The organism is Spongiibacter nanhainus, assembly GCF_016132545.1.
GTDB classification, from domain to species: domain Bacteria; phylum Pseudomonadota; class Gammaproteobacteria; order Pseudomonadales; family Spongiibacteraceae; genus Spongiibacter; species Spongiibacter nanhainus.
Genome location: NZ_CP066167.1, coordinates 2,254,802 through 2,281,471, shown reverse-complemented (window position 1 = coordinate 2,281,471; position 26,670 = coordinate 2,254,802). Strand labels below are relative to the sequence as shown.

The window sequence follows — 26,670 nt, the reverse complement described above, 5'->3', positions numbered from 1 at the left end:
CATGCTCCAATCCATACACCGTCACTAACCGCCAATAAAAGCAGCGTTATATGTCTCTCGGTCGTTATCTCATCATTGTTCTGGCGATAATGCTCAGCCTTGCCGCCCAGCCCGGCCACAGTCGTACTGAAGGCAGTGCTGAAGGTAGTGTTGAAGAAGGAAGGGCGGTCACTATCACCGAGGAGCGCCAGCCCTGTCGCGATGTGCAACCTGAAGGCCAGTTGCTGTTTGGCGATCTCCACGTTCACACCCGCTACTCACTGGACGCCAGCACCCAGGACACTCGAACGGGACCGGCTGACGCCTACTGGTTTGCCCAGGGAGAGACCCTGGGCGTGCAGCCCTGGCGTGCCGATGGCACAGCGATGCGCTCGTTAAAATTATCCCGTCCTTTGGACTTTGCGGCAGTGACCGATCATGCCGAGCTATTGGGGGAAGTGGAAATTTGCCAATCTCCCCAGCTCGAGGGTTATGGCAGCTGGCAGTGCCGGCTTTACCGGCGTTTTCCCCGGGCGGCGTTTTTTATCTTTAATACCGCATCGTCTATGGCCGAGCGCCTTGGTTTTTGTGGCGATGATGGGGCCTTGTGCCGAAAGGCAGCGCTGGGGCCCTGGCAGGATATACAACAGGCTGCAGAGAGTGCCTACGACCGCAGTGAGGACTGCAAATTCACGACCTTTGTGGCCTATGAGTGGACCGGGGCATCAGACAGCCTCGCCAATTTGCACCGCAACGTGATTTTCCGCAACGGGGAGGTCCCTCAGTACCCGCTCAGTTTTATTGACGCCCCCAGTGCGCCACAGCTGTGGGATGGCTTGGACGAGCATTGCACCGATGCCAAAGGGCAGTGCGATGTGTTGGTGATTCCCCACAACTCCAACCTTAGCGACGGCTACATGTTTCAATTGGCAGACCCCGGCGCTGATGCCGGTCGGGCTCGGCAGCGACAGCGCCTGGAACGCTTAGTGGAAATCATGCAGCACAAGGGGAGCTCAGAGTGCTATTACGACCCCCTTAATAGCGCGGACGAATTATGCGGGTTTGAGCAGCTACCCTACGGCACCTTTGCCGATAAGTTTTTGGGCAAACTGCTGCCACCACTGTCTGATCCGCCCTCGGCCAGCGCCGGTTTTTTGCGGGATGTATGGCGGGACGGGTTGGACTATGAGCGCCAGGCTGGCTTCAATCCGCTGCAATTTGGGGTGATTGCCAGTACTGATACGCATATCAGTGCACCGGGGGCGGTGGATGAAAAGCAGTTCCTGGGCCACGGCGGCGCCGGTGCACCCGCAGCTGAAGGTGTCCCGGCTGGCCTACCGGACGATCTGGAATTCAACCCCGGTGGATTGGCGGCAGTATGGGCAGAGAGCAACAGTCGCGATGCGATATTTGCGGCCTTGCGTCGCCGGGAGGCTTACGCCACCAGTGGCCCCCGTATTCCTGTGCGCTTCTATGCCGGCTGGGAATTGCCCGACGACCTTTGCCAAGCTGAAGACTACGCCCGACAGGGCTATCGATATGGCGTGCCAATGGGGGGCAATCTTGAGGCTGACGGCGAGTCGAGCTCTCCGGTGTTTAACGTCTTTGCCGCGATGGACCCCGGGCAAGCTTCTCCCCGCGGTCTTCAGGCCGTTCAAATCATTAAGGGCAGTGTCGATGAGTCGGGCCAGCGCAGCGAGCAGGTTTTTACTGTAGCCGGTGAGCTTGCAGCGGATACCAACTTACCGGACTGTGGCGGTGAAGGGCGAGGAGCACCCCAGTTTTGTGTGAATTGGCGCGATCCGGATTTTGACCCGCAGGCTCGGAGCTACTACTACGCCAGAGTGTTGGAGTCGCCCAGCTGCCGCTGGAGCCAGCATCGTTGCTTGGCGGCGGGAGTGAATTGTCAAAATCCCGAAACTATCGCGCCGGGATTTGAAGCCTGCTGCAGCGAGGCACACCGGCCGGTGATCATGGAGCGCGCCTGGACGTCACCGGTGTGGGTTACGCCCAGCACGCCTTAATACGCCGCTATTGCTGTGCCTCGTCTTTTTGGTCCTTTGGTATGCCGGGGTAGTCATCCATCACGATCAGCGGGTGGAAGGCTAGCTCGACACCTTCCTCGATGTACTGATTTCGACTGAGTACTTTGCTGCGGCGCACAAAGCTCGAGTTGGATTTGCGGCTGTTGATGGCGTAGAGGGTATCGAGCCCCCCGCGACTGGTGAACAGGGGTTTGCCATCCGGGGTATAGATTGTGACCACTAAACTGGCGGCTTTGATCAACTGGTTCCAGTTGAAGTCAGCGGCGACAGATGCTGAGCTGCCCTCTGTGGCGGGCTCCCGGGTAACGCCGTACCAGCGAGCGTAGTGGTTGAGGCCGCCGCTGTGCTGGACTTCGTGTTCGATCAAGTCAGTAAACACAATGGCGTCGACATCGCTGCCTTGCAGGGCTTTCATGGTGGCCGCCATGACTTGTTGCCAACCCTGCTTGTCGACCCGGCCGCTAGTCGGATCGTAGAAATCGCCATAGGTCAGCAATGCTTGCTGCCAGGCGTTGTTAAAAATATGAGCCGGCGCGATAACATAGCCGTTTTTCTGAAGGTAGTCTGTAACCTCAGCGTCGATTTTTGCCACGCTATCCCGTAACATCGAACGGGTGGGTTCTCCACTGACATTCACTGATGCCAACACCACCTTTTTGATGGGTGTGGCAGCCAGGGCCTCCTGATCAATGTAGTAATCGTAGGCTGTCGGGTTGTACCGCGCTGAGCTGCAGCCCGCCGCTAATACCGCTACGGTGACCAGTAATGCGCTTAACAGGAGTCTCACATTTACACCTTATTTTTTGAGTGGCGGGGCATTCTAACAACCGACTATGAGCATTAGAAGTGAATTGAAAACCGGGGCAGTGAGCCTGCACAGTGACGTCAGCGGTGAGGGTTCGGTACCGGTTGTACTGCTGCACGGCCTATTTGGCTCCACCAGTAACCTGATCGGCGTAACCCGCAGCCTTGAGGACACATTCCGGGTGGTGCGTTTTGACCTGCGTAACCATGGCAAGTCTGCCCATAGCGAAGTGATGGATATCCCTAGTATGGCCGGCGATGTTGCGGCGGCGATGGAGGAGATGGGGATTCCCCAGGCCTACGTGTTGGGGCACTCGCTGGGCGGCAAGGTCGCTATGGAACTGGCAGCCACCCAGGGCGACAAGGTCAAGGGGCTGGTTGTCGCCGATATCGCCCCCGTCAGTTACGGTCGTGGACACGACGCAATACTGGACGGCTTACTGGGCTTGGATCTGCAGGCACTGCGCAATCGCGAGCAGGCCGACGCCCAACTTAAGCCCGCTGTTCCCGAGTTGGCCATTCGCCAGTTTCTCCTTAAAAACCTGGCTCGCGATGGTCAGTCCGGTTGGAAGTGGAGGATGAATTTGCCGGTGATCGCCGACAGTTACGACCGGCTGCGTGAGGCGCCCAGCAATGAGATTTATCCGGGGCCGACCCTCTTTATCCGCGGCGAGAAATCCCGCTACATCATCGACGAGAACAGGGTGCCGATTATGCGTCAGTTCCCCGACGCCCGTTTGGAGACCATTGCCGGCGCCGGGCATTGGCTGCACGCCGAGCGCCCCGAAGAGTTCAACGCTCTGGTGCGGGGCTTTTTGATGGCCTGCGAGGGTGATACGCCGTAGCCGCCTAAGCTGAACAAAGCCGTGAGGGTTCTGCCATGATGATCAGTACAATAACGGAAAGCCTGTACGCTCAGCAGCCCACGGATACCCTGTATCATTACACCTCCCTAAACGGCGTGCTGGGTATCGTCGGCAGCCGGGTGCTGTGGGCCAGCGACATTCGCTACATGAACGACTCCGCAGAGTTGCGGCACACTGCCGACCTGGTCAAAGACGAGGTGGAAATGCGCCTGGGGCAGGGGCACGATCACCCGCGCCTGCTCAATAGTTTTATCGAGTGGGTTCGCCACCGTATTACCAATGGCCACATTCTGTTTGGTGCCTCTTTTCGTTCCAATGGCAACTTGCTCAGCCAGTGGCGGGGTTACAGCTCAGTGGGCAAAGGCGCCAGCCTGGGCTTTAATGCCGATCACGTTCGTCAGTGCGCCAAAGAACAACATTTTCGACTTGGGCAGTGCGTCTACGATCGCCAGGAACAGCGCCGGCTTATTGCGCAAGTGGTGGATGCGGTGGATACCCTGGCGGTGCAAACCGGTTCTATCGACAGTGACGGCGAGCCCGAACAATACTTTGGCGTGTTTGAGCACCTGGAAACCGATTTGCTGCGCATTGCCGCCATCCTCAAACACCCGTCCTTTGAGGAGGAGCAGGAGTGGAGGTTGGTGTCACCGGTCATATCCAACTATCGGGAGGCCAACGTTTATTTTCGCGAAGGTCGGACCATGTTGGTGCCCTACATGCAGTTTTCACTGGTTCACAACAATAACCCCGCTATTGCCATGGACCATATCTACCTAGGCCCCACCCCCAATATCAGTTTGTCGATGAACTCGATGAAGATGTGCCTGCTCAAACACGGCATCAGTCCAGAACGGGGCATTGATTACTGTCAGATTCCCTATCGTCAACGTTAGCGGCATCCTGCCAAGCAAAGCGGTTTAGCAGGGCACTGAACTCGGCGTCCAAGGGCGCGGTTATAGACAATATGTCACCGCTGACCGGGTGCGCCAGCTTTAAGTGCTGGGCGTGTAACAGCAGTCGAGCACAGTCAAAATGCTCCGCAAAGTAGCGGTTATGGCGACCCCGGCCGTGTTTGGCATCGCCGATAATAGGGTGGGCGATGTGTTTTAAGTGGCGGCGAATCTGATGTCGGCGCCCTGTGACCGGTTGAGCTCGGATCAGGGAATAGCGGGACTGGGGATAGGTTTCAATGGCGATATCCAGCTCGATGGTGGCCAGACAGTGGATATGGGTGAGAGCGGCCTTGGCCGCGCCCGGGCTGCGGCGAACCCGGCTATCGTGCTCTTCAGTGATGGGGTGGTCGACACTGGTGTCGGGGCAGTAACCCCGCACCACAGCGAGGTAGTCTTTCTGTGAGGAGGGCGCCGCCATCGATTGCTGCGCCAGTGCCGCAACCTCCGGTGAAAAGGCGAACACCAGCACCCCTGAGGTCGGTTTGTCGAGGCGGTGTAAGGGGTACACCCTCTTGCCCATTTGGTCCCTGACCAGTTGCAGGGCAAAGCGGGTCTCATGGCGATCAATGGGGCTGCGGTGGACCAGCAAACCAGTGGGTTTATTGATCGCCACCAAATACTCATCCAGATAGAGTACTTCCAGACCATTTCCGCCCTGTTCGCTGTCCAATCCTGTGGACTTTGATGAAATGTTTGTCATATTCGCCTTCAGTTCTTGTTTGCCAAATTTGAGCGGTGGTAGCTTCTCTCTAGGTTTCTAATAAAGCCATATCACATCAATTTATAACGATAGATAAGCGCGAGAGAATTTGGTGGCAAAACGTTTTTCCTGTAAGCCGGTCGACATGACCTTTTTTGAGTCCGCGCCCCACCGCTATGTGGCGGAGCGTGTTTTCAGCGTGCCGGCGCAAACGGTATTTGCCTCTTTGGAAAGCGCAGAGGATTGGCCCCGCTGGGCGCCGCCCATCCGCCGGGTTGAGTGGACCTCAGAGCGCCCCTTTGGCATCGGTACCACCCGCACAGTGTATATGATTGGGGGAATGACCGGTTACGAGGAGTTTATTGCCTGGGAGGCGGGACGGGAAATGGCGTTTTGCTTTACCCAGTGCAGCCGCAACAATGTTGAGGCCTTTGCCGAGCGCTATCAGATTGAGGCGCTGGGCGCCGATCAGTGTCGGGTACGCTGGACCATGGCAATGCGCCCCAAAGGCCTGGGGCGCTATTTTCTGCCGGTATTCAGCCCGCTGATGGGCTTTGGGGTCAAGACTATGTTGGGCCGCTTTAAACGCCTGCTGGAGAGTCGCGCCGCTTAAGGAGCTTTGGGGTGACCAATTTGCTGGTGGAGGAGGGTGATGACCTCGTCGGCGGCTTGCTCTGTTAGTGCACCTTCCCGGTAGTCGATAACCTGTCCCTCGGCGTTCGCCAGAAATACCACGGTGGTCTTTTTGGGTAACTTGAGTACCTGGCGGCCCTTACCTTTTTGATCGAGCACCATGGTGGCCCTTGGGTGGGCGCGTTTGTTCTTTGCCACCTGACTCTCTACAAAACCGCTGGTTCCCCACAGGGCGTCGTCCAAATTGACCACGGTGATGGAGTGAAAGCTGCCGGGTTCGTAGTCCTCTTTGTCCAGCCTCTGCCGCAAGGGATCAATATCGTCCTCTGACGATGCCCGGGCTGGCAGGTAGAAGACCAGTGCTGGCCGACCACCACCAATGGCGCTGGACTGCCACGGTGCTTTGTTAAGCTTGTCGCCCTCAATGATCAGTTCCCCCGGCTTATTAATGTTAAACGCCGGAACTGTGCTGTCGACTTCCAGTGCCAGGGCCGAGCTTGTTGTCATAACCAGCGCGATAAAAGCGGCAAAGATGCTGGAGAGAATTACTGTTGTAGAGCGTTGGGTAGAGGGCATGGCCGACCTAATTCGTTGTTAGCATAGGGCCAAAGTAGCATAGCCACAGGTGGGTGAAATTGGCCGATTTGCTAAACCTTATTGCCAATTTCAGTCGATAGGGCCCCAGTGGCGAATCGGCTTTAGTTGCCTAGATGGAGAATGACCCGGCGGTGGGACGCGGCATAGCGGTGCTCCCAAAGGTAAATACCCTGCCATGTACCCAGGGCCAAGCTGCCGTCGATAACCGGAATCGACAGTGAGGTGGCGGTTAAGCTGGCTTTAATATGGGCCGGCATGTCGTCTGGGCCCTCCAGAGTGTGGGTATAAAGTGGATCGTTTTCCGGTACCAGGCGGTTGAGCCACTGCTCCAGGTCATGTTGAGCGGAGGGGTCGTAGTTTTCCTGTATCAGCAGGCTGGCCGAGGTATGTTGAATAAACAAGGTGCACAGGCCATCGCCCTGAGCGCTGTGTTCGACCTCGGCACGCACTGCATCGGTAATGCCGTGAAGGCCCTGACCGGGGACGGGGATACTCAAGGTGCGGATCATCCGTCCCACTCCTCGGGCAGGATGTCGCCACAGTGTTTGCAATAATAGGCATCGCCATCGTGGCCGAGACGATTACAGGATACACAGCGGCGGCGACTGGCCCGGCGCTGGTTTTCTACAATCAGTTCGGCGCTAACGATGCCGGTGGGGATGGCGATAATGGCGTAGCTGGTGATCATTGCCATAGCGGCCACCGCCTGACCCAGGGCGGTTTGTGGCACGATATCGCCATAGCCCACCGTGGTGACGGTCACGATGGCCCAATAGATACTCTGGGGCAGGCTGGTAAAGCCTCGCTCGGGACCTTCCACCAAATACATCAGCGCGCCGAAGACGATGACCAGGGTGACAACAGTGGCCAGAAATACCGCGATTTTGCGCCTGGCCGCCATCAGCGAGCGCACCAGGACATTGGCTTCGCTCATGTACTGGAACAGTTTCAGCACCCGGAAGATCCGCAGCACTCGGAAGATGCGAATGACCAGCAGGTGTTGGGCGCCGGGCACGATTAGCGACAGGTAGGTCGGCAAAATGGCGAGAAAATCCACCACGCCATAAAAGCTGGTTACGTAAAGTTTTCGATCCTGGGCGCAATAAACCCGGGCGATATACTCCAGGGTGAACAGCAGAGTGAAGCCGATTTCTGCGGCGTAGAGCCAATGGCCATACTGCTGGTGAATACTGGCCACCGAGTCCATAAAGAGCGCGGCCACACTGGCGACAATCATCACAATCAGGATGATATCGAAGTTGCGGCCGGCGCCCGGAGCGGTGCCGAAAATAATCCGATTGAGGCGCTGACGTGGGGTTTCTTCTGACATCTCAGCGCCCGCCTTGCCCCGGCGCGTGTTTGGCCACCACTGCAACCATTTGCCGACACAGGAAGGCTAGGTCCTTATCGGAGATCACATAGGGCGGCATGGTATAGATCAATTTGCCAAAGGGGCGAATCCACACGCCGTGATCGACAAAGTCCGGTTGAATTTGAGCCATATCGACAGGCTCGTTGAGTTCAATAACCCCTATGCCGCCGAGCCAGCGCACGTCACTGACACCCGGGATGTCCTTGGCCGGTGCCAGACCCTGCGCCAGGCCTTGCTCAATGCGCGCCAGGTTGCCCTGCCAATCCTGACTGGTTAGCAGGTCGATACTGGCGTTGGCGATGCTGCAGGCCAAGGGATTGCCCATAAAAGTCGGGCCGTGCATAAACACGCCGGCCTCGCCGCGGCAGATGCCCTCGGCGATTTTCTCGGTGCACAAGGTTGCAGCCAGCGACAGGTAGCCACCGGTCAGGGCCTTGCCAACACACATAATGTCGGGGCTGATACCGGCGTGGTCGCAGGCAAACAGTTTGCCGGTGCGGCCAAAGCCGGTGGCGATCTCGTCGTGAATCAACAGCACGTCATAGTGATCGCAGAGCTCCCGCAATTGGCGTACATAATCCGGTGAGTAGAAGCGCATACCCCCCGCGCCTTGCACCACGGGTTCGATAATCACTGCAGCCAGTTGTTTGTGGTGTTGCTCGAGCAGCGCGGCAATGTCCGCCATATCCTCGGCGGTGGCCTCGGCATCAAAGGCCGGGGCGGGGGCCGGGGCAAAAATATGCTGAGCCAGTACCTCGCTGAACATATGGTGCATGCCGGTCACCGGGTCGCAGACAGCCATAGTGGCAAAGGTGTCGCCGTGATAGCCGTTGCGCAGTGCCAGCAATCGGGATTTATCTTTGTTGCCCTGTGATATCCAATATTGCATGGCCATCTTGATGGCGACTTCCACTGCCACCGAGCCGGAGTCGGAAATAAAGACCCGAGTCAGCGGCGCCGGGGTCAGGTCCACCAGGCGCTTGCCTAGCGCCGCCGCCGGTTGATGGCTCAGGCCGCCAAACATAACGTGGGACATGTCCCCCAATTGCTGCTGCGCAGCGGCGTTTAGCGTCGGATGGTTGTAGCCGTGTATGGCCGACCACCAGGAGGACATGCCGTCGACCAGTTCGCGGCCATCCGCCAGCGTCAGACGAACGCCCTTGGCCGAAGCCACCGGAAATATTTCCGGTTGGGTGAGCATGGAGGAATAGGGATGCCAGATGTGGTCCCGGTCCCAGGCCTGCCAGGTTGCGGTATCGACGTCGTTGTAGGCTGATTCAGGGTAGCTGGGTGCTGTGTGGCTCATTGAGTTCTCCGCGTTGGGGTTTCCGCGTGGCTAGAAGGCATTCTAACATTGCCGGGCAAGAAGGTTGGCCGCCTCCAGTAATACTGGTCACCTTTGGCAAGCATGGCCTCGATGGCGGCTCGGGAGCTAGTCCAGCATGGGTTCCAATGTCGGCAGGACGTTGTCCAGAATGCGACTTTGGGCTGCGGCGGTGGGATGGATACCGTCGCTTTGCATTAAGCCGGGTTGTAAGGCGATACCCTCCAGCAGAAAGGAAACCAAGGGAAGGTCAAACTTTTCGGCCAATGCGGGGAAAAGGTCGGCAAAGCCCTGGGCGTAGCGCTGGCCGTAGTTGGGCGGAATCTGCATGCCAATCAACATCACCTGGGCGTCGGCTTCGGTGGACAATTTGATCAATTGTTGCAGGTTTTGACGTATCCTCGTTAGCGGGTAGCCTCTGAGGCCGTCGTTGCCCCCCAGCTCGAGAACGACCAGACTGGGCTCGTGCTCTTTCAGTAGCGCGGGAAGCCGCTGGACACCCCCCCCTGTGGTTTCGCCACTGACGCTGGCATTAACCAACTCCCAGTGGGGAGGGAGTTTTTCACGCAATAACTCGGGCCAACTGCTGGATACCGGGATATTGTAAGCGGCGCTGAGGCTGTCCCCCAGTAACAACAGCGTATTGGCCCAGCTTGAGGGACTCAGGGGCAGCAGGAGCAGGCCGACAAACAGTGCGCGTCGCGCGGCAGAAATCATCACCAAGGTAATGGACCTTATGCAGTTAGAACGTCTTATTCGGACCGAGAACCTGGGCAAAAGTGTCACCAGTGGCAGCGATCGCCTGGAGATATTGAAAGGGATCAATGTGGAAATCAAGCGGGGCGAGAGTGTCGCCATCGTCGGCCCCTCTGGCTCGGGCAAGACCACATTGTTGGGTCTGCTAGCGGGCTTGGATGTGGCCTCAGAGGGAGATGTCACGCTTTGCGGTCAGCCGCTTAAGGCCTTGAATGAAGACCAGCGGGCAGCGCTTCGAGCCGAGCATGTGGGCTTTGTATTTCAGTCTTTTCAACTGCTGCCGGCGCTCACAGCATTGGAGAATGTCATGTTGCCCCTGGAACTCAATGGTAGCCGGGAAGCCGAGAGGGAAGCCCGCCGATACCTCGACCAGGTGGGCCTGAAGGAGCGGCTGAGTCACTATCCCCGCCAGCTGTCGGGCGGGGAACAGCAGCGGGTTGCCCTGGCCCGGGCCTTTGCCGTGCAGCCGGCGATTTTGTTTGCCGATGAGCCCACAGGAAATTTAGACGAGCAGACTGGCGCCCGCATTGTCGACCAGCTGTTTCAACTCAATGAGCAGGCCGGTACTACACTGGTGCTGGTTACCCATGAGATGGCCCTGGCCCGGCGCTGCAACCGGGTGCTGGAAATGCACAACGGCAATCTGCACATACTGCCCAAGGCCGCCTGATGCTTATTCAAGCGTGGCGGCAGTTGCGCCGGGATTGGCGAGGTGGCGAGCTGGGGCTGTTGGCCCTGTCGCTGGTATTGGCTGCGGCGATGGTGAGCGGTGTTGCCGGTTTTACCAACCGCCTGCAAAGCGCCATGGTAGCCGAGAGCCATGTTTTCCTCGCCGCCGACCGGGTACTGAGTTCACCCCTGCCGGTGGATGAACAGTGGTTGAATCGGGCCGATGAGATGGGCTTGCGCCGGGCCAGTATGCTGTCCTTCCGCACCATGCTCTACCGGGGCGACAACATGCAGCTGGTCGGTCTGCGGGCGGTGTCTGACAGCTATCCGCTACTGGGACAGGTTGAGACCGCCGGGAAGCCGTATGGGGAGGTGATGCTCGATGTCACCAGCCCAGCGGTGGGTGAAATCTGGCTGGACTCGCGCTTGTTCGCGCTGTTGGGTGTCGAGGTTGGAGACAGTATCGCGGTGGGGGATACCCGCTTGCTGGCCAGTAGAGCGCTGATCTCTACTCCCGATCACAATGGCGGTATGGCGGGCTTTGGCCCCCAGGCCTTGATGCATATTGACGACGTACCGGCTACTGGGGTGGTACAGCCCGGCAGTTTGGTGCGGCATCGCTATCTCTTTAGCGGTGACGCTGAGGTATTGCAGAATTTTGGCGACTGGTTAGCGCCCCAGCTGGAACAGCGCCATCGCTGGCAGGGTGTCGAGGACAGTCAGCCTGCCATGGCCGAAACGCTTAATCGCGCGGAGAGCTTTTTACTGCTGGCGGCCAGCCTGGGGGTGGCGTTGGCGGGGGTTGCTATTGCCCTGTCGGCCCGGCGCTATGCCCAGCGCCATATCGACAGCGTGGCCATTATGAAAACCCTGGGCGCCAGTCGCCGTCGAGTGCTGACGCATTTTGTGGCGCAGCTGACTTACCTGTGGGGAGTGTCCCTTTTAGTAGGGGTGTTACTGGGGCATTTGGTGCAGTGGCTGTTGTTGTCCAGCGTGGCGGAATTGCTATCACGGGAGCTGCCACCTGCCAGCTGGCAGCCGGTGTTGGTGGCAGCGGTGACGACTGCGGTGTGTATGCTGGCCTTTGCCTTACCGCCGCTGCTGGCATTGAGCCGGGTCTCTCCCATGCGGGTGATTCGCCGGGACAGTGGCATGGATGAGGTGTCGCTAGTCACCAGCGGTGTGCTGGGCTTGGCGGGGATTGCTGCGCTAATGTTGTGGTTCAGCGGCTCCTGGCTATTGGCCGGTGCCGTGATGGCCGGTGTGTGTGGTTTGGGGTTGTTGGCTGCCGCATCAGTTCTGCTGCTGCTGTCACAAATACGCCGCCGGGGAGGGCGAGCCGCCACCGGTTGGCAGCGGCTGGCTATTGCCAGTATGTATCGGCGTCGCTACGGCAATGCCTTTCAAGTCGCGTGTTTTGGTTTAGCGCTGATGGCCATGGTGACCTTGCTGGTGCTGAGGACTTCCCTGGTCAGCGACTGGCAGATGCAGCTGGCACCGGATTCCCCCAATCACTTCCTGATCAATATCGCCCCCGGGGAAGTGGATGGCCTTAAGCAGCTATTGGTGGCAGAAGAGCTGGATCACGCCGGCTTTTACCCCATGGTGCGAGGCCGCCTTACTCATATTGACGGGCGAGCCCTCGCCGATATCGACACCATCAATGCCGACGAGGCGGGGGTGGATAGGGAGGCAAACCTCAGCTGGTCAGCTGATTTGCCGGCTGACAACAGTTTGGTTGTAGGGCAGTGGTGGCCGGGCATCGAGCGCCCCAGCGGCTCCCGCATACCGGTATCGGTAGAAGAGAATCTGGCGACGCAGTTAGATCTCGAAATTGGCAGCAGGTTGGACTTCAATATCGGCGGCCAGTCCTTGCAGGCGGAGGTTGTCAGTCTCCGGCGCCTGGAGTGGAGCAGTATGCGCCCCAATTTCTTTTTCTTGTTCCCGCCGAATAGCCTGGATAACTACGCCAGCAGTTATATAACGAGTTTTTATTTGCCGGCGGCACAGGACCGGTTTATCAATACCCTGATACAGGCTTATCCCACCGTCAGTGTGATCGATGTGGCTGCACTGATGACACAAATGCAATCGGTGGTGGATAAGGTGAGTCGGGCGGTAGCGGTGGTGGCGGCCCTGGTCACAGTGTGCGCCCTGTTAGTCACACTGGCCAATATTCAGGTGAGTCTGGATCTACGCCGCAAAGAAAACGCCCTGCTCAGGGCTCTGGGAGCGCCATCCGGAGTGATTCGCGCCGTGCTGTTGAGTGAGTTTGCCGGTATTGGCGCCATCGCTGGACTGATCGCGGCGTTGGGCGCCAATGTCAGTCTCTTTGGAATACAGGGGCAGGTGTTGGAAATGTCACCGCAGTGGCACTGGGCTCCATTGCTGGCAACACCGCTGCTGGGGGCGATACTCATCGGATTGCTGGCTTGGCTTGGTGCACGGCGGGTAGTGAAAGTCTCCCCGCTGGTGGCCTTGCAGGCGCCGTCCTGAGGCGACGCCAGACCCTAGGCGACGCCAGACATCGGGGTCCGTCCAATGGGCCCTTTCTTAAAGGTAAAGATTGATTGGGCTAGGGGCTTCTCAGGCAGGAACAGGCGGGTAGTGGGTGGCTGTTTCTGGCAGCGTCGCGATACCAGAAGGGTCGACACAGAGTCCCGCTATCATCATACGCATGGACTTTTCTGCCTGCAGGTCAATGTCCCGGTGATACCCATAGGTATCGGCGTGGTCCAACATCAGCGTCGTCACCCCGTGCACTGCAGCCCAAATTGTGTGGGCGATAGAGGCAATGTCATCCAGCGGGCGCAGCTCGCCTCGCTGTAAGCCTTTTTCCACCCGGGCACGAACTTTGTAGATGGCTTCCCGACCGGCGGCAAACAGCTCTGGGTATTGATTCCGGGGCTGCAAGGTCGGGCCGAACATCAGGTGGAACATGGCGGTGTGTTCCCGGGCAAAACGAGCGTAGGCCAAGCCGAACAGCAAAATACTTTGGTCGCTGCGTTCTTCCATTTCACTGGGGCGGCACACATCAAAAAAGCGACGGAAGCCCTCGGTAGCCAGTGCCGCCAGCAGGGCATTTTTGTCTTTGAAGTGCCGATAGGGCGCGGTCTGGGATACACCAATTTCCCGGGCCAGTGCCCGCAGGCTGAGATCGTGTACCCCGGTGTCGACGAGGTGCTTTTCCGCCAAGTCCATCAATTCCTGACGGAGATTGCCGTGGTGGTAACTGGAGGAGCCGTTGCTTGCCATAGTGTTATATAAAAACTCGGGGGCTAATTATTACATTTTGCCAATGTTGACAGTGATCCGCTGCATTGTCATCCCCAGCAGATGCAAATTCTGTGCGAAGCCTAGACTAAAGAGGAAAAATGCAAAAAGTTGGGGCATCACCGCCAGAACTTATGCTATCACGCCAGAATATTAAGCTGCCAAGAGCTGATCCCGGGATTTACGTCATGGGCTTCCCGCATTTTAACAATATCGCATCCGCCGGAGGGCTTCGCGGCCAATATGCCGGTGTCAGTCGATGAATGCAGTACAATTTGAATTTGTCAGCGTATATAACCGGACCAACAATATGAATTTAAATGTGGAAGACAAGGTGTTTCTGCTGGCTGGGGCGAGCCGCGGACTCGGCTATGCCATTGCTGAAGAGTTGGCAGCTAATGGCGCAAAAGTGTACTTGGGCAGCCGCGACACCGACGCGGTGAGTCAAGCGGCGCAAACGCTTAGCGAACAGTATGGTGTTGTCTCGGACGGCTCTGAACTGAATGCTGCCGATGCTGCCAGTATCAGCCGTTGGGTTGCGGCAGCGCGGCAACGCTTTGGGACAATCGATGGCTTACTGGTTAACGCCGGTGGACCGCCGCCGGGGCAGTTTAATAACTTTACCGACGGCGATTGGCAGGACGCTTTTGAGCTCACTTTGATGAGCGCGGTGAGGATGATTCGCGAGGTGTTGCCAGACATGCAAGCCGCCAGGAGCGGTGCGATTTTGACCTTGACTTCGTCATCGGTGAAGGAGCCTATCGATTTTTTGTTGCTCTCCAATGTGATGCGCGCAGGGGTGACCAGCTTGGCAAAAAGCTTGAGCCACCAGTTAGCAGCGGACGGTATTCGCGTTAATAACTTGGTGCCGGGTGTAATATATACAGACCGCATTAAAAGTCTTGATAGTTTGCAGGCGCAACTGAAAGAGATTCCTGTCGAACAACAGCGTGCCGATGCCGAGTCCTCGATACCCATGGGGCGTTATGGTGAGCCTCGGGAATTTGGCAAGGCGGGAGCGTTTTTGCTTTCAGACGCCGCCAGTTACATTACTGGCTCCACCCTGGTGGTGGATGGCGGGACGATGAAGAGTTTGTTCTGAGCGGCGTTCGCTAGCGGTGTGTCTGCACGGGTGATGACGGGGTGATGTCGGGGGTAAAGAACGGCGGGACGCCAACGCGCCCCCGCCAGATCTGGTTTAAACTCATTCACATTACTCGGTGGTGTGGTCGTCGATCTCGTCCTCAACCTCTTCAACACCTTCATTCCAGTTATCTTTGGCAGCTTCGTACTGCTCATCCATTTTTTCGCCCATTTGCTCCATCTCGCCATCATTGCTGTCGCAGGCGGTAACCAGGACAGAAGCGCCCGCAATCAAAAATACCAGCGGTGCGCGGCGGATAATCTGTAACATCTTGTCAACAAAAGTCATGGATGCTCTCCCTATGCATTGTATAAGTAAGTACAGTTTTGAGTATTGACGGACATTTGCGTCCGCTTCGCTAACTGTGACTAGGAATCGCCCCGGGTGTTCGATGTGAATTTTTACATTTGGGCGCAATTCGGCCCACCGGAGCCGAATTTTGGGCATAAAAAAGGCGGCCTATGGCCGCCTTCACTCACTCTGATACCCTTAGGGCAGCAGGTGTTTAACGCCGTCGCGCTCTTCTGCCAGCTCTTGGGCAGTGGCGTCCATTTTGCCGCGGCTGAAATCGTTAACGGGCAGACCCTGCACGATTTCCCAGTCGCCATTGTTGCAGCGGCAGGGGAATGAGTAGATCAAGCCTTCTTCGATGCCGTAGCTGCCATCGCTATAGACACCCATGGATACCCAGTCGTCACCTTCGGTGCCCAGCGCCCAGCTGCGCACGTGATCAATGGCCGCGTTGGCTGCGGAGGCGGCTGAAGAGGCGCCCCGTGCCTTGATGATGGCTGCGCCGCGCTGCTGCACGGTGGGGATGAAGTCGTTTTCCAACCACTCTTGGTCAACCAGGTCAGAGGCGGTTTTGCCGTCAACCTTGGTGTTGAACAGGTCAGGGTATTGGGTGGCAGAGTGGTTGCCCCAGATTGTCATGTTGGTCACGTCGTTGACAGTTTTGCCGGTTTTCTGAGCAATTTGGGTCATCGCACGGTTGTGGTCCAGACGCGTCATCGCCGTGAAGTTACGGGGATTGATGGAGGGGGCGTTGCGCTGGGTAATCAATGCGTTGGTGTTGGCGGGGTTGCCCACGACCAATACTTTGATGTCTTTGCTGGCATGCTGATCAATGGCTTTGCCTTGAACAGAGAAGATTGCCGCATTGGCTTCCAGCAAGTCTTTGCGCTCCATGCCAGGACCGCGGGGACGCGCGCCAACCAGCAGGGCATAGTCACTGTCTTTAAAGCCGACATTGGGATCGTCGGTGCAGACAACGTCCGCCAGCAATGGGAAGGCACAATCTTCCAGTTCCATCTTGACACCCTGCAGGGCATCCAGAGCCGGAGTGATATCCAGTAGTTGCAGGATAACGGGCTGGTCGTCGCCCAACATAGCGCCGGATGCGATACGGAAAAGCAGTGCGTAGCCAATCTGGCCGGCCGCACCGGTGACGGTGACGCGAACTGGTTGTTTCATGAGATGAGTCCCTTAGCTGATGGAATTCGAATTTGTGAGCGGGTGCGATCGGACGTGGATTGCACGATCCGACATGCACCCGTGCCGGGGTCTGGCCGTGCTAAAGCACCTCGCGCCAGGAATTTTGGCGCGGCTAATGATAGTCATCTGGGCGGCGGATTGCCAGTATCACGGGCTATCGGCGACGTGTTGCCGCACCATGACTGACCCCGCGCCGGTTCATCGCGCTTGTCATACTGCCCGCGGCTGAAAAATGATCGCCATTTCGCTATACTTCGCCGCCTGAATTTTCGAGCGTCTATCCCTATGTCCACACTGCCCAAACTGGAATTCAACAAGTTGCAGAAGCGCCTTCGCCGCCACACCGGGCAGGCGATTGAGGACTATCGGATGATCGAGGAGGGCGATCGCATCATGGTATGTCTGTCCGGCGGTAAGGACAGCTATACCATGTTGGATATTCTGATGAATCTGCAGCGCAGTGCACCGGTGCGTTTTGAGCTGGTGGCGGTGAATATGGACCAAAAGCAACCGGGCTTTCCCGTGGAGGTGCTGCCGAACTTCCTGGATACTCTGGGTATCGAGTACTACATCGTCAACAAAGATACCTACTCCATAGTTAAAGAGAAAATTCCCGAGGGGAAAACCACCTGCGGCCTGTGCTCCCGCCTGCGACGAGGAACCTTGTACGGCTTTGCCGAGGAGATCGGTGCCAACAAGATTGCCTTGGGGCATCACAAAGACGACATCGTTCAGACGCTGTTTCTAAATATGTTCTATGGCTCACGCATGGCGGCCATGCCCCCTAAACTGTTGTCTGATGACGGCCGCAACGTGATCATCCGACCTCTGGCTTACTGTCGGGAAAAAGACATTGAGCAATTCGCGGCCTACAAGGAGTTTCCCATTATTCCCTGTAACCTGTGTGGCTCACAGGAAAACCTACAGCGTCAAAACATAAAACAAATGCTGCAGGGCTGGGAAAAGCAGGACGCCAGCCGCATCGAGAAGATATTCACCGCGATGCAGAATATCGCTCCGTCCCAGATGGCGGACCCCGCGCTGTTCAATTTTGCGGATCTGGCCGTAGAGCGCCACGGCGAGCGACCCGCTACACCGTTTGATGCCCACCAACAGGTGGACCGTGGCGGCCCCGCTGCCAATGCTGGCCCAAGTAGCCAGTTTATTGAGGTCAAACACATCCTGTAAGGCCGTTGCCCAGCCCCCAGCCCCCAGCCCCCAGGACCACTCCTTGATAGCACCCTCAAGTTAGTGGTCCGAAATCTGCAAAGAGTTGTCCGACAGGGCGGATATTTGCCGGATATCGCCATTTGCTTTCGCCTTTCTGTCAATAAAATGACAATTTGCTGGGGTTTTGATTGGTGGTGTCAGTAATATGACAGAGTCTGCATCTTCCGGGGCGGTATTGAGGCCCCCGGTGTCGGCCATGACTACCTCCAGGTACATGGCCCTGCCAGCAATGAGTTTGCTGGTATTGGCCCTGTCCTTTGCTGCCCTTTTGTGGGGGCTCGCGGCCATCGAATCCCCAGGCCGTCAAATGCGCGCCGACGACGACACTAGCCGCCGCGAGTTACATTTGGAATCCCGAGCCAAGGCTCTGCTTGCCGATTCCATCGCGCCCCGGGATCTGTCGGTATCGGTCATCCTCGAAGCTCACACCAACCGGGATTCCTCTGTGCACGTGTTGGTGCGGGTAAAAGAGACCACGTTACAGGGTCAGAATTCCGATCAGCTTTATCAAACACTGTGGAAAGGGCTGGCGCTGAACGCCGAGCGCGGCGATTCACTGGAGGTGATAGCTGCACCTTTTAACCGTCAGTTGGTTAGATTGATACCGGCTCTGCTGGCTCAGCTTGTTGGAATTGTGGGGTTTCTCGGTGCCGCTGCCGTTCTGGTGCGCTGGGGCTTTGTAACACTCCGCCCTAGAGGAGGCGCCGCAGATTTTAACCAACAATTGCAACAGGTTCGTGGCATTGCCAGCGAACAACCAGCGCGGTTGGCGGCGGTGCTGCGCCACTGGCTTAGCGCTGAGGCGGGCAGTGAGGCCCGGCAGATGGATATCGACCCCCTGGTCGCGGAGGAGGCGAGTCAATTGCTATTGGCTCTGCCTGAGGCCGACGCGGCCAATGTGATCAAGCGATTACCGCCGGGTTTGGTGCAACCGCTGGCGGCCCGCATGGTGGATACCGCCACACCGGGGAGTGCGGAACTGCGCAGCATCCTTGCTAGAGTTGTCGACGATTTGGAGGTCTTTGGCGATGTGGCGTCCGGCGACAACATCGATATTTTTAAGCTGTTGTCTTCCGCCATCGGCCCAGAACAGGCCAAGTTGGTTCACCAAAGTCTGGCCATAAAATCTCCGCTGCCCAATATTCAGCGGCTAAAATGGCTGGGGGCATCGGCCGTGGTGGATATCATTGCCGAAGAGCACCCCCAGGTTCAGACGGTGGTGATTGCTGCACTGCCAGCTGAGCAGGCCAGCGCGGTGGTGCTGGGCTTGGATGAAGAGCGCCGGGTTGATGTCCTGGCAAGGCTCGCCGATCTTCAGTCCCTGTCCACCGCCGCCTTTGAGGAACTGGATGCCCTGATTGGAGAGCAGCTGAAAAATACCAACCGGCCGGTAAAACAACCGGTAGAAGGCCAACAGCTTGCGGCAAATCTGCTAAATCGACTGGATAGTGCCGATGAGGCGGCACTGCTTCAGGGCTTGCGCAGCCGCCACCCCGACAGTGCCGGACAGGTCGAAAACCACCTGTTTGGTTTTGATCAATTGGCGCAGCTGACCCGCGGTGATTTACGCAGCATACTGGAATCCGTAAACAATGAGACGGTGGCTACAGCGCTCAGTGGCGCGACAGCCGCAGTGAGCAGCCGTATTCTCGATGCCTTGCTGGTGGAGCGTCGTCCCGCCGTTAGGGCCATGCTCAGTAAGAACAAGCCAAGGGCCAGTGATCTCCAGCTCGCCAGAGAAGAACTGGTTCTGGTGGCGAGAAGGATGGCGGAGTCGGGGGAGATTGCCCTGGATAGCCGCCCAGTAGAAAGCTTTTAAGGACGACTAATAGGCGGCGCCCCTGTAAGGGTTCACTAGTCTCATCAAGGGGCTTCCGCTACACTTTAGTTTGCTTCTGTTGGCAATAATTAATGAACCACCGGCGATGAGGCAAAGTAGTGTCGACACAGGGAAGTCAAGAAATGCTAGTGATAGATACCGCACTGTTAGAGGAACTGCGTGACGTGATGGACGATGAATTTGTCGAGTTGGTGGATGCTTTTGAAAGCGATACTCGACACCGCTTTGGTCTATTGGAACAGGCGATTGCCGCGGAGGACTCTGAATCTCTACGCACCACTGCGCACTCCATGAAGGGCGGCGCCATGGGCATGGGTGCAGTGGGTTTATCGCGGCGTTTTCGCGGGCTGGAACTCCGAGGGCGAGAAAGCAGCTTCCGGGATATCGATGTTGAGCTGGAAAATGCCAAGCGGAGCTTTGACGAAACCCTGGGTCAGCTCAGAGACTGGATGCGCCGGCACTAAGGCACTGGCCCCAGTGTATGACGCCGATCAATCTCCCTTTACCCTCCGAGAGGGTGTCAAAAAATTGACACACCTCGCTGAGCCAATAGTCTAAGTTGTTGAAATTAAAAAATAAAAATGCTGGCACGCTCTGTGCTGTAACTAGCTACACCTTATCCAAACTGTTGGCCCTGGCTGAATTCGCTGATGCTGTGCGTGACCTAGCCTAGCCTGAGCCGCAGCCACACAAAGACCATGACTGAAAGCTTGTTATCGCAAAACGAAATAGATGCCTTACTCCAGCAACTGAAATCTCCCGCTGGTGCATCGTCTTTGTCTGCGCAGCAAACCGTCGCCGCGCCCCAACGCTACGACCTGAGTCGGCGCCGGCGTCCATCTAGGCAGGGTTTGCCCGGCTTGGCGCATATCTGTCGGCGCTTTGCCGAAGGCTTTACCGAGCAGTTGCACAACCTGGTCGGGCCCCATGTGGAAGTGAGTTTGCTGGAAATTCAAACGCTTCCCTTTGGCGAATATCTACACTCCCTGTATGTTCCCACTAGTCTCAATGTTATGGACTTGTCACCATTGCCTGGCAGTGCAATTGTCGCCATGGATGCCCGCATGGTGTTTCGCTTGCTGGAACGATTTTTTGGTGGCGGCGGACGCTACGACAGTCAACCGGGCCGGCGCTTTAGCCGAGCCGAGGAGCGACTGGTGGCGCAATTGCTGCCCCGCCTCAACGAATCCTTGAACGCCGCGTGGCGGCCGGTGATGCAGAGCCATTTCCACTTCGTCGATCAACATACCAACCCGGCAATGGTGAGAGTCGCAGATCGGGGGGAGACCGCGGTGGTCTGCCGTTTCCTGTGCAGTGATGTGGTTAGCGGTGACAGCGAGTGCCATCTGGTGATTCCCGAGGCCAGTCTGCAACCGGTTAGAGAACGCCTGGCCCGGCGCGGTGCCGCGCAGCAACGCCACGCCGACCCGGTATGGACGGAAACCCTGCGCCGGGGAGTGCTGGACAGTGCAGTACCCACCCGGTGCACAGTGGCTGAGCGTCAAACAACACTGCGGGCGGTGACCGAGCTGGCCGTTGGCGATGTCATCAGCTTGGGTAGCCGCGATCGATCCTTGCTGACTGCCGCTGGCATCCCCGTGGCGCGGGGGCAATTGGGCGTTAAAGATGGGCAGCTCGCCCTGGAAGTTCACTCCCTCATTGAATTGGGCGAAGGTCAAAACAGCACAGGCGGACAACACTATGCAGGATAACGAACAAGCGCGCTCTGGCGACGGTATTGCCAATCAGCGACTGCGTGAACGCTCTACTTCGACGCCGGAGTTGGACCGGGTGCTGGATATCCCCGTCAATCTGACACTGGAAGTGGGGGGGACCGAACTGCCGATCCGAGAGCTGCTGGAGCTGCAGCAGGGGGCGGTGGTGGAGCTTGCGAAGCAGGCCGGCGACCCCTTGGACGTTAAAGTGAACGGCACACTGATTGCCCGGGGCGAAGTGGTGGTAGTGGATGACCGCCTGGGGGTACGTTTGACTGAAGTCGTCAGCGCCGCTGAGCGACTGCAGTCGCTGCGCTGACATTAACTGGGAACGGGACTCAATACTGACGTGCCATTTAAACGCCTCATTTTTAGTTGTGATGACAACGCACTAGCGGCTGTCGCCGAGACGCTGATTCAACCCCACCTGCAAGGGTGGCGTAGCCGTGTGCTTAGCAAGCAGGACGGGCGGGTCGAAGCGCTGGGGTTAACCGCAGCTGGGCCTGTGCAGCGCAGCGATCTGCGCGACGGGGCGCTGCGGGGCTCACTACTGGGATTGCTGGTGGGAGTGATCAGCGCTTTGTTCATTCTTGGAGGTTGGCCGGTGGAATCAGACGCTCTGCGCGCCACAACACTATACGCGCTGCCACTGACGATGTGGTTTGCAGGCGCCTGGTGGGGCGGCATGCTGGGCTTGATGCAGGACAACCCGGCGCTAAAGCCATTTTTGGCGCAGCGGGATAGCGGCGAATTTATCATTCTTATCGAGTCCTCCCCCGTGGATGAGCGATTGGTAAAGCGGGTGATGGCCATGGCTGATGCTGTGCTGATTGCCGAGCAGCCCTGGAGCTGGGGGCGTTTCCAAGTGACGCCGCTGTTGCCAAGCGGTAAGGGGGCGTCGTGAGTCGGACGGTGCAGGTTGTGGCGGTGACCGGCGGCAAAGGCGGGGTAGGCAAAACCACCCTGGCCGTGAATACCGCCATCGCCCTGGCGGAGACTGGCCAGCGAGTGGCGATACTGGATGCCGATTTCGGTCTTGCCAATGTCGATGTGATGTTGGATCTGCCGCCGGGTGCCACAATCGAGGATGTGCTGGAGGGTCGCGCCGAGCTTCGGGATATTGTGCGTTTAGGTCCCGCAGGGGTAAGGGTCATACCTGGCGCCTCTGGTACTCGCCGGTTAACCAAGCTCAGCGAGCTGGAGCACAGTTCACTGGTGAGCGCCTTTGATGCCATTGCCGACCAGCTGGATATACTTCTGGTGGACACAGCGGCGGGGATTGGTGACCAAGTGGTCAATTTCGCCAACGCCAGTCGCGAGGTGTTAGTGGTACTGTGCAATGATCCCTCGTCCTTTGCCGACGCCTATGCGCTGATAAAAGTATTGTGGCGGGATTTTGGCCGACAGCGGTTTCGAGTGGTGGCCAACATGGTTGCCAGTGAGCAGGAAGGGCGGGATTTGGTCGACAAACTGGATGCGGTGTGCCAGCAGTTTTTGCCCGTCAGTCTGCTCTATGCAGGTACGGTTCCAATGGATGACGCACTGCGAGAGGCGGTCCGGCAACAGCAGCCAGTGCTGTTGCAGTCTCCGGGAAGCGCCTCTGCTCTGGCGATTCGCAAGCTCGCAGAAACGCTGGCAACGTGGCCGGTGGCGACCCGCTCCAGGGGGCAGCTGGAATTTTTTGTCGACCAGCTGCTCGCCGGATGACCAATAGAGGGATAAGGATTCCGTGATGTCGCGCCGAGGCTTGCAATCTCCCGACCCCTTTGACGATGCCTTGCCCGGCGAGGAGCGCCGCCGGCGGGCCAGTTGCCTGGCCGACGCGCGCTTACTGCTGGTAGAAGGGGACGCCGCCGCCCGTCGCAATACCCGGGAGGTACTGATGGCGTTGGGGCTGCACCGGGTTATTGAGGCGGAAGACGGCCTCGCTGCACTGACCATGCTGCAAAATCGACACCTGGACGTCATCCTGGCGGCGCAAGACAGCCCGGGGCTCAGCGGCTTGTCATTGACCCGGGCGCTGCGCAATGACAGCCGGCTTAGCACCGTTCCGGTGTTGTTGATGGTGTCCAGCGCCAGTGCGGTACTGGTACGACAGGCCGCCGAGCTTGGCGTTAACAGTGTGCTGGTGTGGCCCTATAAGCCCTCAGTGCTGGAGCAAAAGCTCAGCGAAGCGCTGGGGCTGCCGCCGCAGACGGAGGGGACGTCGTGAACGGAGCAGAGCACGATGGGCTGTTAACCATATTTCTGGCCGAGGCCGAAGAGCTGTTAGAGCTGCTGCACGAGCAACTGGCAGAGCTCCGCTACGGGGTAGACGGCCAACGTTTGTTAAACGACCTCCACCGCAGTTTTGATACCATCCAAAGCGGGGCAGCGGTCATGAAGTTGTCGCCCTTATCGGAGTTGGCGGGCTGTTGCGAACGGGTGATAGAGCGCCTCAGGCGACGCCGTTTGCCGATGACGCCGAGGGTGTTCTCGCTGCTGGATGCCGCTGCCAGAGAGCTGGAAAATATGGTGCAGGCCCTTGCGGTAGGCAACACGATCAAAAGCGATACCCAGTCATTGCAGCAGCAGCTGTTGGAAAGCATCGAAGAAGGCCGCAGTCGGGTGCCGGAAACCAGCGTTGAAGGCAGCGTTGGTGACCCGCTGGAGCAATTTTTTGAATCGCCAGCAGCACCGCCTGAATCGACCGCACTGCAAACTTCGCCGCAAGGCCCTGCATCTAGCCATTCGACCAGCCAGCCTCTGCGTTCTTCCGACCCCACACTCGTTGTCAGCCAGTCTGAGCCGGTTGCACAGCCCCTGTCACTTGGCGCGGCGGCAGCTGACGCTGGTGAGGATTGGCGGCCTCTGAAAGCCGCCAGTTCGGGAACCATCAAACCCTTGCCCGCGCTGTCCCGGTCGACCGTTTCCAGCTCGCCACCACCCCGTTGGCGGCAACTCTCCCGTGCGGCGATTCAGGCACACCGAGACCGAGATAGCGATGCCTTAAGGGCGGCACTGGAAGACCTGGCTGAGTGGCTGGATCGCCACTGAGTCTCTGCTGACAAATGACCAGCGTGTTGCTCGGCAATCGTATATACTTGTGCGCGTTTTTTTGGCCCGCTGCAGCAACAGCGTGGTCGGTAGGGATTGACGGGGGGTGGTTTGGCCGCTGACGCTGTACTGGTACTGGATCGGCTCTCTAGCGAGCGGGACGACGTGCCCCTGTTTACCGAACTATCCCTGACCATGGGGGCGGGTGATGTGGTGCAACTGGCCGGCCCAAATGGCAGCGGCAAGACCACACTGCTGCGGATTTTGATGGGGCTCTCAAGCCAGTATCAAGGCAACATATCATGGCGCGGCACGGCGATGCCGAAGGGGCGGGTCGAATTTCTGGCCGACACCCTCTACCTCGGCCATAACGCCGGAGTGAAAGCGGCGCTAACGCCTCTGGAAAACCTGCGCTGGACCGGCGCTCTGTGTTCACCTGTTGACGACAATGCGATTTTTGCAGCGCTGGAAAAGGTCGGCTTGGCGGGCTACGAGCACCAGCCCTGTTATGCCTTGTCGGCCGGCCAGCAGCGCCGGGTTAGTCTCGCCAGGTTGTTCTGCTCGCCGGCCTCGCTATGGGTGTTGGACGAACCATTCACCGCCATTGATCTGGCTGGCGTCGCTGAAATAGAAAGCTGGATAGATCAGCACGCCGAGTCCGGAGGAATGGTGCTGTTGACGACCCATCACAGCTTGTCGCTGTCCCGTCCGCCTCGGGTTTTGTCGTTGGAGGCGCAGTAATGTCGCCCTTGTCCTCTTTGCCGGTAGCAATGGCTGCTACGCTGCGCCGCGAAGTACTGGTCGCGTCCCGGCGGGGCAGTGAATGGGCCAACCCACTGCTGTTTTTTGTCATGGTGTGCTCGTTGTTTCCACTGGGTCTGGGTCCCGATCCTCGCCAGCTGGCCAATTTGGCACCGGGCATACTCTGGGTGGTGGCCCTGCTGGCAGCGATGATGGCGACTGAGGGTTTGTTTCGCAGCGATTTTGAAGATGGCACATTGGAGCATATGCTGCTCAGCCCGCTGCCGCTGTACGGCCATGTGTTGGCGAAAACACTGGCTCACTGGTTGTTAAGTGGTGTGCCGCTCAGTATCTTGTCGCCGCTGCTGGCCGTACTGTTGCAACTGCCCCCGACTGGGATGCCGGCGCTGATGGTGAGCCTGATGCTGGGCAGCGCGGTGCTGAGTTTTATTGGTGCCATTGCGGCGGCGCTTACCGTAGGGCTGCGGCGAGGTGGCTTACTCATGTCGCTGATCGTGCTGCCCTTGTATATCCCGGTGCTTATTTTTGGCAGCAGCGCCGTGCAATCAGCGGTAGAAGGGGTGGCGGTATTGCCGCAACTGGCGATGCTGGGAGTGTTTTTACTGTTGGCGGTGGCGTTTGCGCCGCTGGCTATCGCCGGTGGTCTGCGTATCAGCTGCGATCAGTAGTACAAAGAATAACGGAGAGACGGGTTTGCCAAGTTGGGTGTGGTTTCACAAAATGGGGTCGCCGCGCTGGTTCTACCAGTTTAGCGGTCGCCTGTTGCCGTGGCTGGCGGTGCCGGCATTGCTGCTGTTGGTGGGCGGCTGCGTTTGGGGGCTTGCCTTTGTGCCGCCGGACTACAAGCAGGGCAATAGCTTTCGGATCATTTATATCCACGTGCCAGCCGCTGTGGTGGCCATGGGCGCCTATATGATTATGGCCGTTGCCGGCGCGATTCACTTGATTTGGCGAATGAAGCTGGCGGCGATGGTGATGAAGTCCATCGCGCCGGTGGGCGCCATGCTGACTTTCCTTGCGCTGCTGACTGGCGCAGTGTGGGGCAAGCCCACCTGGGGTACCTGGTGGGTCTGGGATGCCCGCATAACCTCTGTATTGATTCTGTTTTTCCTTTATCTGGGCGTTATTGCTCTGCACCAAGCTTTTGACAATCGCGACGCAGCGGCCAAAGCCTGCGCGGTACTGGCCATTGTCGGTGCAGTCAACATTCCCATCATCTATTACTCGGTGGAGTGGTGGTACAGCCTTCACCAACCCGCCAGTATCAAATTTGTCGGCGAGTCGACGATTCATTCCAGCATGTTGCGGCCGCTGATGGCGACTTTGACCGGGATGTATCTGTTTTTGGGCTGGGCCGTATTGCTGTATACCCGGGCAGAAATTCTCGATCGGGAGCGCAATACCCGCTGGGTAAAAGACTTGGTCTTAAGCAGTGATCCGCGCGGTCCCGCCAGCAATAAAGGGTAGCGATAAAGAGAGTA

Annotated in this window: 29 protein-coding genes; 19 read left to right on the top strand and 10 right to left on the bottom strand. The window is 58.0% G+C overall.

The genetic code is table 11. The annotated features are described in order from the left end of the window. Positions 1-50 precede the first annotated feature (50 nt). A complete protein-coding gene (locus tag I6N98_RS10470; protein ID WP_198568314.1) occupies positions 51-2,003 on the top strand; it encodes a DUF3604 domain-containing protein in 1,953 nt (650 codons plus the stop codon). Positions 2,004-2,010: 7 nt separating this feature from the next. Here I6N98_RS10470 and I6N98_RS10465 read toward each other — a convergent pair whose 3' ends face one another. Then, positions 2,011-2,811: a hypothetical protein gene (locus I6N98_RS10465; protein WP_198568313.1), complete on the bottom strand. Its 801-nt coding sequence runs from the start codon at positions 2,809-2,811 to the stop codon at positions 2,011-2,013. A gap of 46 nt (positions 2,812-2,857) precedes the next feature. On the opposite strand from I6N98_RS10465, the gene I6N98_RS10460 reads away from it, so the two are divergent. Then, positions 2,858-3,673 carry an alpha/beta fold hydrolase gene (locus tag I6N98_RS10460; RefSeq protein ID WP_198568312.1) on the top strand — a complete coding sequence of 272 codons (816 nt, stop codon included), beginning with the start codon at positions 2,858-2,860 and terminating at the stop codon, positions 3,671-3,673. A 35-nt stretch (positions 3,674-3,708) separates the two neighbouring features. Next, positions 3,709-4,587 carry a DUF2971 domain-containing protein gene (locus I6N98_RS10455; RefSeq protein ID WP_232787309.1) on the top strand — a complete coding sequence of 293 codons (879 nt, stop codon included), beginning with the start codon at positions 3,709-3,711 and terminating at the stop codon, positions 4,585-4,587. Here the strand turns inward: I6N98_RS10455 and I6N98_RS10450 are convergent. Next, positions 4,535-5,347 (bottom strand): pseudouridine synthase, encoded by an 813-nt coding sequence (locus tag I6N98_RS10450; protein ID WP_198568311.1) that lies wholly within the window; start codon positions 5,345-5,347, stop codon positions 4,535-4,537. The genes I6N98_RS10455 and I6N98_RS10450 overlap by 53 nt on opposite strands. A gap of 112 nt (positions 5,348-5,459) precedes the next feature. Here I6N98_RS10450 and I6N98_RS10445 point away from each other — a divergent pair, with 112 nt between their 5' ends. Beyond that, a complete protein-coding gene (locus tag I6N98_RS10445; protein WP_198568310.1) occupies positions 5,460-5,960 on the top strand; it encodes an SRPBCC family protein in 501 nt (166 codons plus the stop codon). Here I6N98_RS10445 and I6N98_RS10440 read toward each other — a convergent pair. From I6N98_RS10440 to I6N98_RS10420, 5 genes are all read right to left on the bottom strand, one after another. Further along, a complete protein-coding gene (locus I6N98_RS10440; RefSeq protein ID WP_198568309.1) occupies positions 5,957-6,556 on the bottom strand; it encodes a YtfJ family protein in 600 nt (199 codons plus the stop codon). The two genes, I6N98_RS10445 and I6N98_RS10440, sit on opposite strands and share 4 nt — an antisense overlap. 122 nt (positions 6,557-6,678) lie before the next feature. Next, entirely contained in the window at positions 6,679-7,086 is a 408-nt protein-coding gene (locus tag I6N98_RS10435) for a secondary thiamine-phosphate synthase enzyme YjbQ (RefSeq protein WP_198568308.1), read from the bottom strand. Beyond that, entirely contained in the window at positions 7,083-7,907 is an 825-nt protein-coding gene (locus tag I6N98_RS10430; RefSeq protein ID WP_198568307.1) for an ion transporter, read from the bottom strand. The genes I6N98_RS10435 and I6N98_RS10430 overlap by 4 nt, the downstream gene beginning before the upstream one ends. 1 nt (position 7,908) lies before the next feature. After that, the gene (bioA, locus tag I6N98_RS10425) at positions 7,909-9,255 is read right to left on the bottom strand and encodes an adenosylmethionine--8-amino-7-oxononanoate transaminase (protein ID WP_198568306.1); all 1,347 of its coding nucleotides are present in this window, start codon (positions 9,253-9,255) and stop codon (positions 7,909-7,911) included. Positions 9,256-9,381: 126 nt separating this feature from the next. Then, on the bottom strand, positions 9,382-9,990 hold the full coding sequence (locus I6N98_RS10420) for an arylesterase (RefSeq protein WP_198571620.1): 609 nt from the start codon (positions 9,988-9,990) through the stop codon (positions 9,382-9,384). A 19-nt stretch (positions 9,991-10,009) separates the two neighbouring features. Between I6N98_RS10420 and I6N98_RS10415 the strand changes: the two genes are divergently transcribed. Both I6N98_RS10415 and I6N98_RS10410 read left to right on the top strand, forming a co-directional pair. Beyond that, positions 10,010-10,699, top strand: coding sequence for an ABC transporter ATP-binding protein (locus tag I6N98_RS10415; protein ID WP_198568305.1), 690 nt, complete (start codon positions 10,010-10,012; stop codon positions 10,697-10,699). Continuing rightward, positions 10,699-13,194, top strand: coding sequence for an ABC transporter permease (locus tag I6N98_RS10410; protein ID WP_198568304.1), 2,496 nt, complete (start codon positions 10,699-10,701; stop codon positions 13,192-13,194). Before I6N98_RS10415 ends, I6N98_RS10410 begins: the two co-directional genes overlap by 1 nt. Positions 13,195-13,284: 90 nt before the next feature. Here the strand turns inward: I6N98_RS10410 and I6N98_RS10405 are convergent, their stop codons facing one another. Next, the gene (locus I6N98_RS10405; protein ID WP_198568303.1) at positions 13,285-13,953 is read right to left on the bottom strand and encodes a TetR/AcrR family transcriptional regulator; all 669 of its coding nucleotides are present in this window, start codon (positions 13,951-13,953) and stop codon (positions 13,285-13,287) included. Between the two features lie 277 nt (positions 13,954-14,230). Between I6N98_RS10405 and I6N98_RS10400 the strand changes: the two genes are divergently transcribed. Further along, positions 14,231-15,073, top strand: coding sequence for an SDR family oxidoreductase (locus I6N98_RS10400; protein ID WP_232787308.1), 843 nt, complete (start codon positions 14,231-14,233; stop codon positions 15,071-15,073). A gap of 111 nt (positions 15,074-15,184) precedes the next feature. Here I6N98_RS10400 and I6N98_RS10395 read toward each other — a convergent pair whose 3' ends face one another. After that, positions 15,185-15,403 carry a hypothetical protein gene (locus tag I6N98_RS10395; protein WP_198568302.1) on the bottom strand — a complete coding sequence of 73 codons (219 nt, stop codon included), beginning with the start codon at positions 15,401-15,403 and terminating at the stop codon, positions 15,185-15,187. A gap of 201 nt (positions 15,404-15,604) precedes the next feature. Beyond that, on the bottom strand, positions 15,605-16,585 hold the full coding sequence (locus tag I6N98_RS10390) for a malate dehydrogenase (RefSeq protein ID WP_198568301.1): 981 nt from the start codon (positions 16,583-16,585) through the stop codon (positions 15,605-15,607). Between the two features lie 306 nt (positions 16,586-16,891). On the opposite strand from I6N98_RS10390, the gene ttcA reads away from it, so the two are divergent. The 12 genes from ttcA (at position 16,892) to I6N98_RS10330 (ending at position 26,656) form a co-directional block, all read left to right on the top strand. Then, entirely contained in the window at positions 16,892-17,794 is a 903-nt protein-coding gene (ttcA, locus tag I6N98_RS10385) for a tRNA 2-thiocytidine(32) synthetase TtcA (RefSeq protein WP_198568300.1), read from the top strand. Positions 17,795-17,981: 187 nt separating this feature from the next. Beyond that, positions 17,982-19,655, top strand: a complete 1,674-nt coding sequence (locus tag I6N98_RS10380; RefSeq protein ID WP_232787307.1) for a FliG C-terminal domain-containing protein — start codon at positions 17,982-17,984, stop codon at positions 19,653-19,655. A gap of 143 nt (positions 19,656-19,798) precedes the next feature. Next, on the top strand, positions 19,799-20,140 hold the full coding sequence (locus I6N98_RS10375; RefSeq protein ID WP_198568298.1) for an Hpt domain-containing protein: 342 nt from the start codon (positions 19,799-19,801) through the stop codon (positions 20,138-20,140). A 234-nt stretch (positions 20,141-20,374) separates the two neighbouring features. Continuing rightward, positions 20,375-21,388 carry a flagellar motor switch protein FliM gene (locus tag I6N98_RS10370; protein ID WP_198568297.1) on the top strand — a complete coding sequence of 338 codons (1,014 nt, stop codon included), beginning with the start codon at positions 20,375-20,377 and terminating at the stop codon, positions 21,386-21,388. After that, positions 21,378-21,710 (top strand): flagellar motor switch protein FliN, encoded by a 333-nt coding sequence (fliN, locus tag I6N98_RS10365; RefSeq protein WP_232787306.1) that lies wholly within the window; start codon positions 21,378-21,380, stop codon positions 21,708-21,710. Before I6N98_RS10370 ends, fliN begins: the two co-directional genes overlap by 11 nt. Before the next feature lie 129 nt (positions 21,711-21,839). Then, positions 21,840-22,295: a hypothetical protein gene (locus I6N98_RS10360; RefSeq protein WP_198568295.1), complete on the top strand. Its 456-nt coding sequence runs from the start codon at positions 21,840-21,842 to the stop codon at positions 22,293-22,295. Beyond that, positions 22,292-23,098: a MinD/ParA family ATP-binding protein gene (locus I6N98_RS10355; protein ID WP_198568294.1), complete on the top strand. Its 807-nt coding sequence runs from the start codon at positions 22,292-22,294 to the stop codon at positions 23,096-23,098. The genes I6N98_RS10360 and I6N98_RS10355 overlap by 4 nt, the downstream gene beginning before the upstream one ends. Positions 23,099-23,123: 25 nt before the next feature. After that, entirely contained in the window at positions 23,124-23,603 is a 480-nt protein-coding gene (locus I6N98_RS10350; RefSeq protein WP_198568293.1) for a response regulator, read from the top strand. After that, complete coding sequence (locus I6N98_RS10345) at positions 23,600-24,427, top strand: Hpt domain-containing protein (RefSeq protein WP_198568292.1); 828 nt, start codon at positions 23,600-23,602, stop codon at positions 24,425-24,427. Before I6N98_RS10350 ends, I6N98_RS10345 begins: the two co-directional genes overlap by 4 nt. Positions 24,428-24,538: 111 nt before the next feature. Further along, positions 24,539-25,168 (top strand): cytochrome c biogenesis heme-transporting ATPase CcmA, encoded by a 630-nt coding sequence (gene ccmA, locus I6N98_RS10340; RefSeq protein ID WP_232787305.1) that lies wholly within the window; start codon positions 24,539-24,541, stop codon positions 25,166-25,168. After that, positions 25,168-25,857, top strand: coding sequence for a heme exporter protein CcmB (gene ccmB / locus I6N98_RS10335; protein WP_198568291.1), 690 nt, complete (start codon positions 25,168-25,170; stop codon positions 25,855-25,857). The genes ccmA and ccmB overlap by 1 nt, the downstream gene beginning before the upstream one ends. 52 nt (positions 25,858-25,909) lie before the next feature. Further along, positions 25,910-26,656, top strand: coding sequence for a heme ABC transporter permease (locus I6N98_RS10330; protein WP_198571617.1), 747 nt, complete (start codon positions 25,910-25,912; stop codon positions 26,654-26,656). Positions 26,657-26,670: the final 14 nt, after the last annotated feature.